At 57.4% G+C, this 16,942-nt stretch carries 11 protein-coding genes, 1 tRNA gene and 1 pseudogene; 10 read left to right on the top strand and 3 right to left on the bottom strand.

The window, feature by feature from the left end; all coding sequences use genetic code 11:
• Positions 1 to 336 precede the first annotated feature (336 nt).
• The 6 genes from AXF19_RS11745 to AXF19_RS11720 all read left to right on the top strand — a co-directional run bounded on the left by AXF19_RS11745 (position 337) and on the right by AXF19_RS11720 (position 7,827).
• The gene (locus AXF19_RS11745) at positions 337 to 1,728 is read left to right on the top strand and encodes a TerB N-terminal domain-containing protein (RefSeq protein WP_335674931.1); all 1,392 of its coding nucleotides are present in this window, start codon (positions 337 to 339) and stop codon (positions 1,726 to 1,728) included.
• Entirely contained in the window at positions 1,715 to 3,046 is a 1,332-nt protein-coding gene (locus AXF19_RS11740) for an ATP-binding protein (protein ID WP_066849168.1), read from the top strand. The genes AXF19_RS11745 and AXF19_RS11740 overlap by 14 nt, the downstream gene beginning before the upstream one ends.
• Positions 3,043 to 5,298 carry a DEAD/DEAH box helicase gene (locus AXF19_RS11735; RefSeq protein WP_066849166.1) on the top strand — a complete coding sequence of 752 codons (2,256 nt, stop codon included), beginning with the start codon at positions 3,043 to 3,045 and terminating at the stop codon, positions 5,296 to 5,298. The genes AXF19_RS11740 and AXF19_RS11735 overlap by 4 nt, the downstream gene beginning before the upstream one ends.
• A gap of 29 nt (positions 5,299 to 5,327) precedes the next feature.
• Positions 5,328 to 5,412: transfer RNA gene (locus AXF19_RS11730), tRNA-Leu, on the top strand.
• Between the two features lie 175 nt (positions 5,413 to 5,587).
• Positions 5,588 to 6,985 carry an AmmeMemoRadiSam system protein A gene (gene amrA, locus AXF19_RS11725; RefSeq protein ID WP_066849164.1) on the top strand — a complete coding sequence of 466 codons (1,398 nt, stop codon included), beginning with the start codon at positions 5,588 to 5,590 and terminating at the stop codon, positions 6,983 to 6,985.
• A 20-nt stretch (positions 6,986 to 7,005) separates the two neighbouring features.
• A complete protein-coding gene (locus tag AXF19_RS11720) occupies positions 7,006 to 7,827 on the top strand; it encodes a class I SAM-dependent methyltransferase (RefSeq protein WP_066849161.1) in 822 nt (273 codons plus the stop codon).
• A gap of 81 nt (positions 7,828 to 7,908) precedes the next feature.
• Here the strand turns inward: AXF19_RS11720 and AXF19_RS11715 are convergent, their stop codons facing one another.
• Complete coding sequence (locus tag AXF19_RS11715) at positions 7,909 to 8,121, bottom strand: DUF1858 domain-containing protein (RefSeq protein ID WP_006307127.1); 213 nt, start codon at positions 8,119 to 8,121, stop codon at positions 7,909 to 7,911.
• A gap of 249 nt (positions 8,122 to 8,370) precedes the next feature.
• On the opposite strand from AXF19_RS11715, the gene ychF reads away from it, so the two are divergent.
• The 4 genes from ychF to nifJ all read left to right on the top strand — a co-directional run bounded on the left by ychF (position 8,371) and on the right by nifJ (position 14,895).
• Positions 8,371 to 9,477, top strand: coding sequence for a redox-regulated ATPase YchF (gene ychF, locus AXF19_RS11710; protein ID WP_066849158.1), 1,107 nt, complete (start codon positions 8,371 to 8,373; stop codon positions 9,475 to 9,477).
• A 437-nt stretch (positions 9,478 to 9,914) separates the two neighbouring features.
• Positions 9,915 to 10,868 carry a magnesium transporter CorA family protein gene (locus tag AXF19_RS11705; RefSeq protein ID WP_066849155.1) on the top strand — a complete coding sequence of 318 codons (954 nt, stop codon included), beginning with the start codon at positions 9,915 to 9,917 and terminating at the stop codon, positions 10,866 to 10,868.
• Positions 10,865 to 11,089, top strand: a complete 225-nt coding sequence (locus AXF19_RS11700) for a hypothetical protein (RefSeq protein ID WP_009655736.1) — start codon at positions 10,865 to 10,867, stop codon at positions 11,087 to 11,089. The genes AXF19_RS11705 and AXF19_RS11700 overlap by 4 nt, the downstream gene beginning before the upstream one ends.
• A 278-nt stretch (positions 11,090 to 11,367) precedes the next feature.
• Positions 11,368 to 14,895 carry a pyruvate:ferredoxin (flavodoxin) oxidoreductase gene (gene nifJ / locus AXF19_RS11695; RefSeq protein WP_066849152.1) on the top strand — a complete coding sequence of 1,176 codons (3,528 nt, stop codon included), beginning with the start codon at positions 11,368 to 11,370 and terminating at the stop codon, positions 14,893 to 14,895.
• A gap of 98 nt (positions 14,896 to 14,993) precedes the next feature.
• On the opposite strand, the pseudogene AXF19_RS15605 reads toward nifJ, so the two are convergent.
• Both AXF19_RS15605 and AXF19_RS11690 read right to left on the bottom strand, forming a co-directional pair.
• Positions 14,994 to 15,124 (bottom strand): annotated as a pseudogene (locus AXF19_RS15605) (secretion protein HlyD).
• Positions 15,125 to 15,385: 261 nt separating this feature from the next.
• Complete coding sequence (locus AXF19_RS11690) at positions 15,386 to 16,801, bottom strand: hypothetical protein (RefSeq protein WP_066849147.1); 1,416 nt, start codon at positions 16,799 to 16,801, stop codon at positions 15,386 to 15,388.
• Positions 16,802 to 16,942 lie beyond the last annotated feature (141 nt).

Raw genomic sequence — 16,942 nt, 5'->3', positions numbered from 1 at the left:
TTTCGGTGCGTATTCTGCGGCCTTCCCTTCCGCGGAATTCACATACATTCCCTACATTTCTTTCTCTCTATCGAAAATATGCCTCCTGCTGCCCGGCGGGAGGCATATTTTCTTGTAAAACTTGCTATTTTGGGGATTCGTAGTAAAATAGGGGGGGTAAATCGAACAGACGGACGGGGGGTGTGTTGTGTGGTGACAGAGGAATGGATCAGGAGGTTTTTTGATAGGCTTGCGGTTCATGTGTATCGCGATGAAGAAATTCCACGGCGCGCCCCGCAAAAGAGTGCAAAGCCGTCGCAGCCCGTACCGAAGCTGATAGGCGCGATGCGTTCTCTGGTGACGACCTCACGTGATTACTGGCAGTCGCGTGCAGAGCTGTTTCTAAAGCAGGCGCGCCTGATGGCGGACTACGAGGACGACTATGCCTATCACGGCGTCGTCAATCAGTATTTCCCTACTTATGACTCGCTCTCGGATGCGGAGCTGCGCGGCTACTTTACGTGGCGGACGGCGGTTCGGCGCGGTCAGATCGAGAAGCGGGGGATGTCCTACGCGTCCCTCTATGTCTATGAGCTGCTGCATCTCATCGGATGCAGCAGTGCGCAGGATGCCTATGAGAAACTGCATGATTTCTGCGCGGCATATTGCGAGCTCGATCCGCAGATCGTGCGCTATATAGCGGAGTGGGAGAATGAGTTCATCATCTATTACGGGCTGAATCCCGATCTTATCATCGTGCGCGGAAACGGTGCGTGTCGGCAGCAGGACGATGCGGTACTCACGATGCTTCATCGTTCGGAGCACGTTGCAGAGGAGGTTATGGCTGCTGTCTGCGTGCTCTCGTCCTATCGTCTTGAGCGTTCGAAGCTCTATCGCGCCCATACAGATGATGTGAATGTACTCGTGCTCCGCATATTGGATCGCGTGGCAGAATACTACGGAAAGCATCGGCAGGTCACTTTTTTTGCCGATCTCATCGCCGTAGCGCGGACGAGCCCCGTACGACTCTTTTCCTCCGCCGTATTCCAGCCCTCGGGGGAGGAGCAGGATCGCGTCTATCAGATGCATCCTCTGCGTCGCTATGAATGTGTGAGCGGCTACTGGACACTGCACTCCTACGAGCGTGCCGACGGCGCTGCGCAGCGGCTGGGCGCACTCCTGCGCGGTTTGGATGCCGCTCTGCGTGCGCACTATGGTATCGCTGAGATTCAGCCGCCCAAGCTGAAGAAGTGGCAGACGAAGATCATCCGTGAGGAGATTGACGCCTTTGTTGCGGAGCAGCGGGCGGCGGAAGCGCGGCGTGTGCATCTGGACTTTTCGCAGCTGGCGCGCATTCGTGCGGATGCGGATGTAACGCAGGAGCGCCTTATAGTGGAGGAAGAGCTGCCCATGCCTTTGCTTTCTCCGTCACAGGGCAAAGCTGCGGCGCTTGCTGAGATTTTGCCTCCTGCGGCGGAGGAGGTTGCTGCACAGCCCGAGATGTTGTCCGCAGCGGAGGGGGCGGCAGAACTGAGTGCGCCTGAGCAGCGGCTCCTGCGTACGCTTCTGACGAATGGTGATCTCGCATGGGTGCGCGCGGAGGGGCTGATGCTCTCCGTGCTGGTGGACGGGCTGAACGAAAAATTGTACGAGGACTTTGCGGACACGGTAATCGAGGGCGATCCGCCCGCTGTTGTCCATGACTATCTGGATGAATTGACAGAGAGGTATCTGCATGGCAGCGAATGAGTCGAAGAAAATCCCGCGCCGCATTGCGCAGACACTCATCAATGCGCTCAAGGGCGGCGTTGTGCCGCGCATCGGGCTCCCGTATATCACGGTCGGACGGCGCAGCGAGATCGAGGCACTGCTCTCCGATGTGGAGATGATCGAGGGAGGTGGGGCATCCTTTCGCTTTATCGTCGGGCGCTACGGCAGCGGGAAGAGTTTCCTGCTGCAGACGATTCGCAGCTATGTTATGGCGAAGAATTTTGTCGTTGTGGACGCCGATCTCTCGCCCGAACGCCGCCTGCAGGGGACGCGCGGTCAGGGGCTTGCAACGTACCGCGAGCTCATCCGCAACATGGCGACCAAGACGACGCCCGAGGGCGGTGCGCTCACGCTCATCCTCGACCGCTGGATCAGCCGCGTGCAGCAGGAGGTTATGACGGAAGATAAACTTGCGGTGGATGATCCGCAGTTCTCGTCGGCGGTGGATCGGCGGATTGCCTCCATCATTTACGGGCTGAATGATCTCGTGCACGGCTTTGACTTTACGCGCCTCCTCACCCTCTACTATCACGCCTATCGGGACGGCGACGATGATATGCGTGCGCGCGTCGCACGATGGTTTCGCGGGGAATATACGACGAAGACCGAGGCACGGCACGAGCTCGGTGTGAACATCATCATCACGGACGATGATTGGTACGAGTATCTAAAACTCTTTGCCGCATTCCTGCGGCAGGCGGGTTACGCGGGTATGCTCATCCTCATCGACGAGCTGGTGAACATCTACAAGATTCCGCACGCAGTTACGCGGCAGTACAACTACGAGAAGATCCTCACGATGTATAACGACGCGATGCAGGGGCGCGCGCAGTACCTCGGCATGATTCTCTGCGGCACGCCCGCGTGCATGGAGGACACGCGGCGCGGCGTCTACAGCTACGAGGCACTGCGCTCGCGGCTTGCCGAGGGGCGGTTTGCAGGGGAGCACCGCGATCTGCTCTCGCCCGTGATACGGCTTGCGCCGCTGACGCATGAGGAGATGCTCGTGCTGATTGAAAAGCTCGCCGCCATCCATGCAGGACTCTACGAATACGAGCAGATTGTCACGCAGGACGATCTCGCGGACTTCATCCGCATCGAGTTCGGGCGAATCGGCGCAGATACGCATATCACACCGCGTGAAGTCATCCGTGACTTCATTCAGGTGCTCGACATCATCTATCAGAATCCTGCGCTGAAACTCGCCGATCTCCTCGGCTCGGACGATTTTTCCTACGCCGCGAACGAGGTGGAGGGCGCGGAGATCAGCGCGCAGTTCGCGGAGTTCGAGCTATGAGCGTATTCGAGCGTTATGCGCCCTTCGTGCGCGACTATATCTATGAGCAGGAGTGGCAGAATCTGCGCGGCATCCAGATTGCGGCGGCGGAGGCGATCTTTCACACGGACGATCACGTTCTTCTGACGGCATCCACCGCCTCCGGCAAGACCGAGGCGGCGTTTTTTCCGATCATCACGCTCTTTCACGAGGAGCCGCCGACCTCCGTCGGTTGCATCTACATCGGTCCGCTCAAAGCGCTCATCAACGATCAGTTCGAGCGGCTGACGGAGCTCTGCCGACGGGCGGATATTCCCGTCTGGCATTGGCATGGCGATGTGGGGCAGACACATAAGGCGCGCCTGATGAAGCGTCCGTCGGGCATCCTGCAGATCACGCCGGAATCGCTCGAGGCGCTGCTTCTGCACCGTCATGCGGCGATACCGAAGCTCTTTGGCGATCTGCGCTTCCTTGTCATCGACGAGGTGCACTCTCTCCTGCGCGGCGACCGCGGCGGGCAGACGCTCTGCCTGATCGAGCGTCTCTCGCGCATTGCGGGCGTCACGCCGCGCCGCATCGGTCTCTCGGCGACGATCGGCGATGCCAAGCGTGTGGGGGATTTCCTCGCGGCGGGGACGGGACGGCAGACCTTCGTGCCGCAGATCGAGGCAAAGGGGAGCAAGTGGCGGCTCTCCCTCGAGCATTTCTACGTGCGGGACACACAGGCAGGGGAAGGGCGCGATGACATCAGCGTGCAGCCCGTGCTGGATGCGCCGACCGATACGCCGCCCGAGCATGCCGATCCCGGGCTCGGCTATATCTTTGCCCATACGCGCGGGAAGAAATGTCTCGTCTTTGTCAACTCGCGCGAGGAGTGCGAGGCGGTGACGACGACGCTGCGCTCCTACTGTGAGCGTCAGCACGAGCCGGATCGCTTCCTCATCCATCACGGCAACCTCTCCGCCGCATTCCGCGAGACGGCAGAGGCGCGCATGAAGGATGAGGACAGCCTCTTCACAACGTGCACAACGGCGACGCTCGAGCTCGGCATCGACATCGGCAGACTCGAGCGCGCCTTTCAGATCGATGCGCCGTGGACGGTGTCGTCGTTTCTTCAGCGCATGGGGCGGACGGGGCGGCGCGGACAGCCGCAGGAGATGCACTTTGTTGTGCGCGAGGATATGCCGGAGGCACGCGCCCTCCTGCCAGCGACGATCCCGTGGAAACTCTTGCAGGGGATTGCGCTCATTCAGCTCTATCTCGAGGAGCGCTGGGTGGAGCCGCCGCGTCTCGACCGTCTGCCGTTCAGCCTGCTCTATCATCAGACGATGAGCGTTGCCGCGTCCTGCGGGGAACTCGCCCCGCGCGCACTCGCGGATCGCGTGCTGTCGCTGCATGTCTTTCACCGCATTACGCAGGACGACTACCGCATACTCCTGCGGCATCTCGTTCAGCAGGAGCATTTGCAGGTGACAGAGCGCGGCGGGCTGATTGTCGGTCTCGCGGGCGAGCGCGTCGTGCAGTCCTTCCGCTTTTACGGTGTCTTTCAGGAGAACGAGGAGTACACTGTGCGGAGTGAGTCGCAGGAGATTGGCACGATTGTCACGCCGCCGCCCGTCGGGGAGAAGATTGCGATTGCGGGGCACGTGTGGCGTGTCCTCGAGGTCGATCGCAAGCGTCATCTCGTCTACTGCGAGCTGGTGAAGGGGAATGTGCCCGCCTATTTCGGCGAGTGTCCCGGCGATATTCATACACATATCTTACAGAGGATGCGGAAGGTGCTGCGCGAGGATTTGATCCCGTCCTATCTGTTGAAAAATGCCGTTGCGCGTCTTGCGCAGGCACGCATGACGGCGCGGCACTCGCGTGCGGCGGAAGATGTGCTCATCCCCCTTGGCGGTGAGATGTACGCACTCCTGCCGTGGCTCGGCAGCTATGCCTTCCTCGCGCTCGAGCGCTTCCTGCGGATCCGCTGCGGCGCGCGGATCGGACTGCGCGGCTTTGAGTCCATGCGCCCGTACTTTATGCAGTTCACGATGAAGGCTTCGCCCGCAGAATTCTTTCGCGTACTTGCGGAGGAGGCAGCGCGGGAATTTGATCCGATGGAGCTGCTCTATCCCGATGAAGTGCCGATCTTTGACAAGTACGATGAGTTTCTGCCGACGGAGCTCGTGCAGCGCGGCTTTGCGCACGGCGTTCTGGATGTAAAGGGGATGCGGGAGACGGTGCTCTCGTGGGCGCATGCACGGATTGACAGCCCCGCGCCGTCGTGATAGAATACGTTAGCTGAGTTTTCTCACAGGCGGATGTGGCGGAACTGGCAGACGCGCTGGACTTAGGATCCAGTGCCGCAAGGCGTATGGGTTCGACCCCCTTCATCCGCACCATCTTAGTACATCTTTTTTGCCCTCTCTGCGTCAACGAATCCTCCGCATAGTCCCTCTATGCGTTCGGTTCGTTTCCTTGACAGGACAAAAATCTGCACTAATCTGAACGTTAGTGCATATAGATATACCGACTGTTTTGCAGTCGGCTTTTTTTCTATCGAGGAGCGTGAAGATCATGTCGATTCTTGCTGCCTATGCCGTGCCGCATCCGCCGCTCATCATCCCCTCCATTGGCGCGGGACGGGAAGCGGAGATCGCCGAAACCGTGCGCGCATATCATGAGGCGATGCGCGCGGCGGCAGAGCTGCGCCCCGATACCGTCGTCATCATCAGCCCACATGCGATGGCATATGATGATTTCTTCCACATCTCGCCGGGCGAGGCGGCAGAGGGGGATTTTGCCGCGTTTGGACATCCCGAGATCACAATCGGGATCGAATACGATGTTGACTTTGTCCGCGCACTCTCTCACGCGGCAGGAGAGCGCGATGTTCCTGCGGGTACGCTCGGGGAGAAGAACGCTGCGCTCGATCACGGCACGATGATCCCGCTCTTCTTCCTGAGTGAGTACCTTGGCGATGCACCAACCAAATTCGTCCGCATCGGCGTGTCGGGGCTGCCCGCCCACACGCACGCCATGCTCGGACAGGTGATTGCGGCGGCAGCGGAGCAGCTCGGGCGGCGGACGATCTGCATCGCGAGCGGCGATCTCTCACACCGTCTGAAGGAGGACGGACCGTACGACATTGCGCCCGAGGGGGCGGAGTTTGATGAACTCTGTACGGCATTTATGAAGACGGGGGATTTCCTCTCACTCTTACAGATTCCCGGCAGCTTTGCCGAGGCGGCGGGGCATTGCGGGCTGAACGGGCTGTGGGTGCTCGCGGGCGCACTTGACCGCGCGGCGCTTACGAGCAGACTGCACAGCTATGAGGGGTCGTTCGGCGTGGGCTATGCCGTCGCCTCATTCATGGTGACGGGGCGGGATGAGCGCCGAGATTATGCAGATCAGCTCGTGCAGACAGAGGATGCGGCGATGGCAGAGCTGCGCGCACGAGAGGACGCATATGTGCGGCTTGCGCGGACGAGCATCGAGCACTATATACGGGAGCATAGCTATGTACCGCTGCTTGAGGGACTGCCGTCAGAGCTTCTGGAACAGCGCGCGGGGGCATTCGTCTCTATCAAGAAATACGGCAAGCTGCGCGGCTGTATTGGGACATTTGTACCCGCACAGCAGACTCTTGCCGAGGAGATCCTCTACAATGCCGTCTCGGCGGCGGTGCATGACGGGCGCTTCGAGCCCATCGAGGAGGACGAGTTGAATCGCCTTGTCTACTCGGTGGATGTGCTGAGTGAACCAGAGCCGATCTCCTCGGCAGCGGAACTCGATCCGAAGCGCTACGGCGTCATCGTCAAGAGCATTGCGGACAATCGGCGCGGGCTGCTGCTGCCCGATCTCGCGGGCATTGATACGGCAGAGGAGCAGCTCGCCGTTGCAAGAGAGAAGGCGCGTATTCATCCGAAGGAGGAGGTTGCGCTCGCACGCTTTACGGTTGTTCGTCATCGATAGGGAAAAGGAGTATTATATTCATGGGAGAGAATCCGTCGTTTTCCTTTTGGAATGCGCAGTGGCAGGAGAAGTTCCTCGAACGAGAGCGGCATATCCGTGCAAATCCACAGGTGGACTATTGGGACAAGCGTGCACGGGACTTCTCTGCGATGCGCAAGAGCAATGGGTACGATTACGGCAGGAAGGTCTATGGAGCGCTGCGCTCTGTCTTGGATGCGGATTCCGCGATGCTGGATATTGGCGCAGGCCCCGGTTCTTTTGTCATCCCGTTTGCGGAGCATATCAAATTCGTCACAGCGGTCGAGCCGTCGCATGAGATGGGGAATCTCCTGCGGGAGAATGCCGCAGAAGCGGACATCGACAACTATGCGCTCATCGAAGAAATCATGCAGGATCTTCCAATCGGCGGCGAACTTGACTCTGCGTTTGATCTTGTGACGGTGTCGCTCGTCTTTTGGATGTATGAGGATGTTTGGCCGCTGATTTCGCAGATGGAGGCCTATTCGAGCAAATACTGCGCGATCATTGCGGAGATTCCGGATCATAAAAATCCAAGGTCGGCGAGCTGCTGCGATGTCGAGGAGTTCCAGATTCTCTACAATATGCTGATTTCGCAGGGACGTTTTGCCAACGTCAGTGTGGTTGACTATCGCTGCGAGCGCTCCGTGGAGGACGAGCTGCAATATCGAAAGCTCGCATACGAGCAATATGCGGGTGACCTTACTCTGGCTGCACAGGAAAAGCTCCGCAGGGAGGTTCTCGCCGAGGCGCGGGATGGTCTGTGTACGGTCGCAACGCGATCTGCTGTCATCTGGTGGGATCGGAGAGATATTGTTTCGTAGTCCTGCCCCAACAGAAAACGCCCCCTTGCAGACTACTAGCCTGTAAGAGGGCGCTTGTGTTTGACGCGTGTGCTGTATGTTTTACTGTGCCGCAGCTGTCTCGCCGATTGAGGCGTTCAGCTCATCGATGAGGGCGTCGATGTCGATGCCGTGTGCCATTGCACCCTGCTCGATGTTCTCGAAGTGCGCCGCTGCGCAGCCGAGGCAGCCCATGCCCGCATTCATCAGAATCTCAACGGTGTCGGGATACGTCTGCACGATCTCGATGATGCTCATATCCTTTGTAATCGCCATGATAGACCTCCTATATTGTGAAAGCGAATTGACAGTGAAGGGAAATCCCTTATTTAGTTTCGATTATAACACAAGATTTCAAAAAGGGAAGTATCATTTGCAACATTTGCAGGTATGTTCATAAGAAAAACTGTTTCTATGGGGCGTGAAATACGTGCATTGATTGACCTTGTGGGATTTTTCTGCTATAACTTAACGAGTACATTAGCGTAAACAACATGACTCTGGTCATTGAAAGAGGGAATAGCTGTGAGCAATCTTGAGGTTGGAATCGTCGGACTGCCGAATGTGGGTAAAAGTACGCTGTTCAATGCGATTACGAAGGCGGGCGCGGAGGCGGCGAACTATCCGTTCTGCACGATTGAGCCGAATGTCGGCGTGGTGGCGGTGCCGGACGCGCGGCTGAAGGTGCTGACCGATCTCTATCACTCCAAGAAGACGACACCCGCGAGCGTGCGCTTCGTGGATATTGCAGGGCTTGTGAAGGGCGCATCAAAGGGCGAGGGGCTGGGCAACAAGTTCCTCGAGCACATCCGTCAGGTGGATGCCGTGGCGCACGTCGTCCGCTGCTTCGAGAGCTCGGACATCACCCACGTGGAGGGCGCAGTTGATCCGCTGCGCGACATCGACATCATTGAGACGGAGCTGTGCCTTGCCGATCTCGAAGCCGTGGAAAAGCGGATGGCAAAGGTGATGAAGCTGCTGAAATCCGGCAGCAAGGAGGCAAAGGCAGAACACGCCGCGCTTGAACGTCTGAAAACGGCGCTCGACGAAGGGAAGCCCGCGCGCGAGGTGGAACTCTCGGATGAGGAACAGGCGATGCTGCGCGATCTGAACCTCCTCACACGTAAGCCGATTCTCTATATTGCGAACGTCGGAGAGGACGAGGCGGCGACGGCGGATGTGGAGAATCCGCACGTGCAGACGGTCAAGGAGTATGCCGCGCGCACGGGCGCGGAGGTCGTGACGGTCTCGGCGCGGCTCGAGGAGGAGATTGCGGAGCTGGATGCGGAGGAGGCTGCTGTCTTCCTTGAGGATCTGGGGCTCTCCGAGAGCGGGCTTGACCGCCTCATTCACGGCGCGTTTGCCCTGCTCGGGCTTCAGACATTCCTCACGGCGGGCGAAGACGAGTGCCGCGCATGGACGATTACGCGCGGGACGACGGCACCGAAGGCGGCGGGCAAGATTCACACGGACTTCGAGCGCGGCTTCATCCGCGCGGAGATTGTGAACTATGACGATCTCGTCACGCTCGGCAGTGTGGCGGCTGCGCGCGACAAGGGGCTTGTGCGCCTCGAGGGCAAGGAGTATGTGATGCGCGATGGAGATGTTGTGAATTTCCGCTTCAATGTCTGATGTTTCGTCCCTCACAAATGTTACAGAATGACCATCCGTGCGTACTCCACACAAACGCCTCGTTACGCAAGCGGTCGGGCACTTATCTGCCTAAATACCTGCGGACTTCTTAAACGCGCTACGCTTGAACGAAAGAAATCCGCAGGGGGCAGAACGTGCCCTTTTCTCCGCTTGCTTCACTAGGGGTTGCTTAGGAGCATCACACGGATGCATTTTCATTTATTCATGACACAGGGAAAACAGCATTTTTCAACGCCGCTATGGACAAGCAGCGTATTTTGCGTTAAAATGCATTCGGTCATTTTACACAGATGAAAGGAAGTGAAGAGATGGACGATACACCTTTGCAGCCGGAGCCACACATATGCATCCCGTCCTCTCTTCGCCTCTGCATTTTGCACTGACAGGGGAGGGCGGTCAGAAAGGAGCGCCATCCCTTGCTGCAAATCTACAAATCCATGGAATCCGGCCCCTTGCAGGAGCTTTCGCTCAAGACGCTGACAAAGGGGGCATGGATCAACATTGTCAACCCGACGCCGTACGAGCTGAAGGTTGTCAGCACTCTTACAGAGGTTGACCCCGATTTCCTGCGCTCCGCGCTTGACGATGAGGAGCGGTCACATACGGACGTCGAGGATGACTCGGTCATGATCCTGACGAATGTGCCCGTCTATCGCGGCGAGGACAGCTACGACACGCTGCCGCTCGCGATTATTCTCACGGACGAGCACATTATCACCGTCTGCCTCGAGGAGACGCCCGTGATGGCGGAGTTCAACGAGCGCACGGCAAAGCTTTTCCGCACGTACAAGCGGACGCGGTTCCTCTTTCAAATCCTCTACAAGTCGGATGTGTTCTATCTGCGCTATCTGCGCCAGATCAGCAAACTCTCCGAGGAGATCGAGGATCGCCTGCGCCACGATATGAAGAACAGCGAGATCCTGCGCCTCCTGCAGCTGCAAAAGGGTCTGACGTACTTCAATGCGGCGCTGCGCTCGAACGGCGCCGTTCTCGACCGTCTCATGCGTCTGCGCACAAATACCTCGGTGCATCACATCTTCAAGATGTACGAGGAGGATGAGGATCTCCTCGAGGATGTCATCATCGAGAACAAGCAGGCGCGCGAGATGGTCGAGATGTATAGTAAAATTCTCGCACGACTCGCCGATACGTTCTCGTCGATCGTCTCAAACAATCTGAACCTCGTGATGAAATTCCTGACGGCAATTACGATCATCCTCGCGATTCCGACAGTGATCTCGAGTTTTTTCGGCATGAACGTGCCCGTGCCGTATGAGGGCGATCCGCTCGGCTTTATCCGCGTAGTCATCATCGCGGTCTGCGTTTCGTCTGCGGTCGTCTATATGCTCTGGCGGAGGGATATGTTTTGATACGCGAGGCGCAGCTCTTGCGCGGGATTATCTTCGGTGATCGGAATACCGATGAATATGTATACATGCCGGCGAGTGAGATCGGCGTTGAGCATCCCGTCTATGTGTACGAGGAGGGGACGAACCGCCGCGACATCGACCTCGCGGAGGCACTCGATCTGATCCGCGTGCGCGATCTGAGACCGACCACACATCCACTCCTTGGACGAACGAGCTGCTAAGGCGGCTCGTTTTTTGATAGAGTGATTAGATATTTTCATAATAAAAAACGATGAGAAAAGTCGGTGTTTTCAAGAGCTGAGAAAGTCTATCTTGTTTACAACCCCGATTTTCCGTTGTATAATAAATGGAAAGTATAGAATCCCTATTCCTCCATAGATATTCTTTTTGATTCTTTTTATCAAAAAGAATCAAGAGGGAAAAAATTCTTTGCTCAGTGTGATTATATTTTAGACTATAGGAAGTGCACAGGCATTTCCCATAAGAGGGGAGCAGTAACATGGCCAAGAAAATGAAGACGATGGACGGAAATACAGCTGCCGGCTATATTTCCTACGCCTTTACGGATGTGGCGGCGATCTATCCGATCACGCCGTCGTCGCCGATGGCGGAGCACGTTGACAGCCTTGCTGCAAAGGGAATGAAGAATATCTTCGGGCAGAAGGTACGTCTCATCGAAATGCAGTCGGAGGCAGGTGCTGCGGGCGCAGTGCATGGCTCACTCCAGGCAGGTGCACTGACGACGACCTATACGGCATCGCAGGGGCTTCTGCTCATGATTCCGAATATGTATAAGATCGCGGGCGAGCTTCTGCCGGGCGTGTTCCATGTCAGCGCACGCGCCATTGCGGCGTCCTCGCTGAACATCTTCGGCGATCATCAGGATGTTATGGCGGCACGCCAGACGGGCGTTGCCATGCTCGCAGAGTCGAGCGTGCAGGAGGTTATGGATCTCGCTGCCGTGGCGCATCTCGTCGCGATCAAGGGGCGCGTTCCGTTCATCAACTTCTTTGATGGCTTCCGCACCTCGCATGAGATTCAGAAGATCGAGGTCGTGGACTATGCCGATCTCGCGAAGATTCTTGACTGGGATGCGGTCAATGAGTTCCGCCGCCGTGCGCTCAACCCGGATCATCCGGCGGTACGCGGTACGGCACAGAACCCCGACATTTACTTCCAGGGACGCGAAGCGGTCAATCGTTACTACGATGCCATTCCGGAACTCGTTGAAGAGGCGATGGCGCAGATGGCGAAGATCACGGGCCGTGAGCACCATCTCTTCGACTACTACGGCGCACCCGATGCAGATCGCGTCATCATCGCAATGGGCTCGGTTTGCCAGACGGCGGAGGAGGTTGCCGAATACCTCAACGCACAGGGCGAGAAGGTCGGGCTGCTCTCTGTTCACCTCTATCGTCCGTTCTCGGTCGAGCATTTCTTCAAGTATCTCCCGAAGACGGTGCAGAAGGTCGCTGTTCTCGACCGTACGAAGGAGCCGGGATCGCTCGGTGAGCCGCTTTACCTCGATGTCAAGGCGGCGTACTACAGCTCGGGGATGAATCCCGTCATTGTCGGCGGGCGCTATGGTCTCGGCGGCAAGGATACGACACCGGATCAGGTCTTTGCGGTCTACGAGGAGCTGAAAAAGGACGAGCCGATGCACGGCTTTACGCTCGGCATCGTTGACGATGTCACGCACCGCAGTCTCACACCGATCCACGGCGATGTCAACCTCACGAAAGAGGGGACGACGGCGTGCAAGTTCTGGGGTCTCGGTTCGGACGGCACGGTCGGCGCGAACAAGAGCGCGATCAAGATCATCGGCGACAAGACGGATATGTATGCGCAGGCATACTTTGCATACGACTCGAAGAAGTCGGGCGGCATTACGATGAGCCACCTGCGCTTTGGCAAATCGCCCATCATCAGCCCGTACCTCATCAACAAGGCGGACTTCATCTCCTGCTCGCAGCAGTCCTATGTCCGTCAGTACGACCTCCTCGCAGGTCTCAAGAAGGGCGGCACGTTCCTCCTCAATACGTTCTGGTCGGATGAGGAACTGAACACGCACCTGCCCGCATCGATGCGCCGCTACATCGCCTCCAATGACATTCAGTTCTACACGGTGGATGCCGTTCACATCGCCCGCGAGCTCGGTCTCGGCGGACGCTTCAACATGGTCATGCAGTCGGCGTTCTTCAAGCTTGCGAACATCATTCCCATCGACGACGCGGTCAAGTATCTCAAGGACGCGGTTGTCACATCCTACGGCAGCAAGGGCGAAAAGGTTGTCAACATGAACAACGGTGCGATCGATCACGGCATCGAGTCGCTCCACCGTGTGAATGTTCCTGCCGAGTGGAAGGATGCCGTGGATGAAGAGGTTCCGGTCAACGCAAAGACGCCGGAATTCATCACGAAGATTCAGAACGTCATGAATCGGCAGGAGGGTGACAAGCTCAAGATCTCCGAGCTGCTCAGCATGGAGGACGGCACATTCCCTGTCGGCGGTACGGCATTTGAGAAGCGCGGCACGGCGATCTCTGTCCCCGTATGGCGTCCGGAGAAGTGTATCCAGTGTAATCAGTGCGCCTTTGTCTGCCCGCATGCAACGATTCGTCCTGTGCTGACGACGGACGAGGAGCTTGCTGCAGCGCCCGAGGGCATGCAGTCCGTAAAGTCGCGTCCGGCGAAGGGGATGAACCTCACCATTGCCGTCTCGACGCTCGACTGCCTCGGCTGCGGTAACTGTGCACAGGTCTGCCCGGGCAAGGCGCTCGATATGACGCTGCTCGACGACAACCTCCGCGATGCGCAGAAGTACTTTGACTATGGCGTGGACACGGAGAAGGTCTCGGTCAAGAACGTCCCGATGAAGAAGACGACGGTCATCGGCTCGCAGTTCGAGCAGCCGCTCTTCGAGTTCTCGGGTGCGTGCGCAGGCTGCGGCGAAACGCCGTACGCAAAGCTCGTTACGCAGCTTTTCGGCGACCGCATGATGATCGCCAATGCAACGGGCTGCTCCTCCATCTGGGGCGCGAGCGCACCTGCAATCCCGTACACGAAGAACCCGAAGGGGTATGGCCCTGCATGGGCAAACTCGCTGTTCGAGGACAATGCGGAGTACGGCCTTGGAATGCTGCTCGGCACGAAGGCAGTGCGTGAGTCCATCGCGGCGGCGGTGACACAGGCACTCGAGGAGAAGAAGGGCTCTGCCGAGCTTCAGGCAGCAATGCAACTCTGGCTCGAAAAGCGCGACAGCGGTGAGGGCACGCGTGACCGCGCCGACCTCCTGCGCGAGCTGCTTGAGAAGGAGAAGGGGACGGACGAGCTTCTCTGCCGCATCTACAAGGACAACGACTACTTCGTCAAGCGTTCGCAGTGGGTGTTCGGCGGCGACGGCTGGGCATACGACATCGGCTTCGGCGGCGTGGATCACGTGCTTGCGTCGGGCGAGGATGTCAACGTCATGGTCTTTGATACCGAGGTCTACTCGAACACGGGCGGACAGGCATCGAAGTCGACTCCTGCGGCGGCGATTGCCGAGTTCGCAGCAACCGGCAAGAAGACGAAGAAGAAGGATCTCGGCATAATGGCGATGTCCTACGGCTACGTCTACGTTGCACAGGTGGATATGGGAGCCGACCAGAATCAGGTACTCAAGGCGATCAGCGAGGCGGAGGCATATCCGGGGCCATCCCTCATCATCGCGTACTCGCCGTGTATCAACCACGGCATCCGCAAGGGCATGGGCTGTGCGCAGCTTGAGGGCAAGCTCGCGGTCGAGTGCGGCTACTGGACGAATTACCGCTATAATCCGCAGCTTGAGGAGAAGGGCAAGAACCCGTTCACGCTCGACTCCAAGGAGCCGGATTTCTCGAAGTTCAAGGACTTCCTGATGGGTGAGAACCGCTATACGACGCTGCAGCGCAACTTCCCTGAGGCTGCAGAGGCACTCTTTGAGAAGACGCAGAAGGACGCGGAAACGCGCTACAACAACTACAAAAAACTCGCAGGCAAGGCGTAAGCTGCTGTGAGATTGGGATGGGGCTGTTGCATGAAACACTCGTGTAATAGCCTCATTTTGTTGAAAAAAAGTTCCCAGTGTTTTCAAACACCGAGAACCTAGTGTAAAGGAAGCACTGATAAATTCAGTACCGCCATCTTAGCGCATCTTTTTTGCCCGCACTTCGTCGGCAAATCCTCCACAGAGTACCACTCTGCGTCCGGTTTGCCTCCTCGTTCGGACGAAAAATCTACGCCAATCTGACGGACTTCATTTTATCAGTGATTCCTAAAATAATAGTAAGGGGGTCTGTCCTTTGTTGTTGTGTTTTTACGGAAATGATACGCTTACATAAAAGTGGGGCGTTGCGGCACATATAAAAGCAATGCGCCCCGCACAGGGGGCACTTTTCATAGATTTGTAGGAGGCGGCAATAGGAAAGACCGATATGTTGGACGACAGAGTATGTGCATGGGGACGAGGTGAACAGACTGCATATATTCGGTTGCTGTCAGACATCCTTGAATATCTCGCGTTCGACGATCTTCTTGAATTCCTGTATCTCCGTCTTGCTCGTGTCCTTCGTCGTGATCTCCGAGCGTTTGTCCCCCTTGTTTTCGTTGTAGCGATAGGTCATCATGTTCTGGCTGCCGTGTAGGACGTATTTGTCACATACGGCAATTTTCATATGTGAGTCTACCGGGTAAGATTTCAGTTCCGGGATTTCGCGTTTGAGCCAGTTGACGGCTTCCTTGGTGGACTGGAATCTTTTATTTGTCTGCTTGTCCTCGCCCATGCCGTAGCAGATATAGACCTTGACACCCCTCCTGACCGCCCTTTCGATGAGCTTCCTGTCCTTCTGGACCCAGTATTTGTTATACCACGGGTAGAGCAGGTAGATGAATTCCTCTGCATCCTCGTATATGCTGGGGAATACGGCGTTGATCTCCTGCTCGGTATAGCGCTGCCGTGTCTCGCTGCCTGCTGGGTTGAAGACTGCCTCGCTCAGGACGAGGTCGTCGTTTGAGATCTCCTGGATGGAGTCCTCCAGCTCGGGATGGATGTCACTTCCTTGGAACAGCTCGATGGCGAAGAATGCCTTGCCGAGCTTGTCCTGCAGTGCTGCCATCACCTTGTAGTCAAAGCGGTATCCGCTGCGAACCGCGCCAAGCAGGAAGCGGATGTTCGTGCCGAGGGTGCAGAGATTGCGGATCTTCTCCGCTGCCGCGAGATTGCGCTCGCCCACCTGTGCGTTCAGTGCGATTGCCGCGTCGGTCTCTGCGAGAAGTTCCTCAGTCTCGCGTGCCATTTCTCGGATCTTGTTGTGTGCGAGGATGCCGGCGACGGCGATCGCAGGGACGGTGAAGAGTGCTGAGGCGACGACGAGCCCGCCTGCAATGCCGAATCCGCCCGAGGCGAGCGTGCCGCCGCCGAGCGCGGCAAGCGTCGCATTCACCGCATATGTTCCCGTCAGCCCCGAGATGGCAGCGCCCGTGCCCGCAGTGCCGAACGAAGCCGTCAGCAGGACAGCGGATCCTGCTGCGAGCGAGCCGACCGCGACGCCGCTCATGATGGACTCTGCCATGACGGCATCCTTCACATCAATGTGCTGCATATTCAGATCGTCCCGTGCACGCGCGGAGAGTGCGATGCCGATACTGTGGAAGTCCCCTCTGAGTTCGTCTGCGACCTTTTCCAGATGCTGCAGTTCGTGTGTCAGTATCAGGCAGGTATCCTCGTAGGCCGCTGCGGAGTGTTCCATACGCTCCTTTGCATCCGCGCGTGCGTGCTTGATGCGTTCGTATATCTCCTTGTCATCCTTGCCCGTCTCGTATACCTTCTTGCCCTTTTCTACGAGGGTTGCGCCTATGTCGGTCACACCCCTGCGCAGCTTTTCTGTCAGGTCGGATGTCCATTCTCTCTCCATGCTTACCTGCTCCTTTCGTTCATCTGCTCTAGTATATTCTGTATGTATACGGCATTATCCTGCCTGTGCAGATGCAGATCCCTTTACATTCGTTGGAAGGGTTGCTATAATTAAAAATTAAAAAGAATGAGTCGAAATGGG

The sequence above is a fragment of the Selenomonas sp. oral taxon 126 genome, from assembly GCF_001683335.1.
Lineage (GTDB): Bacteria > Bacillota > Negativicutes > Selenomonadales > Selenomonadaceae > Centipeda.
The sequence above is the reverse complement of the archived record's forward strand: the minus strand, read 5'-3'. Positions and strand labels throughout refer to the sequence as shown.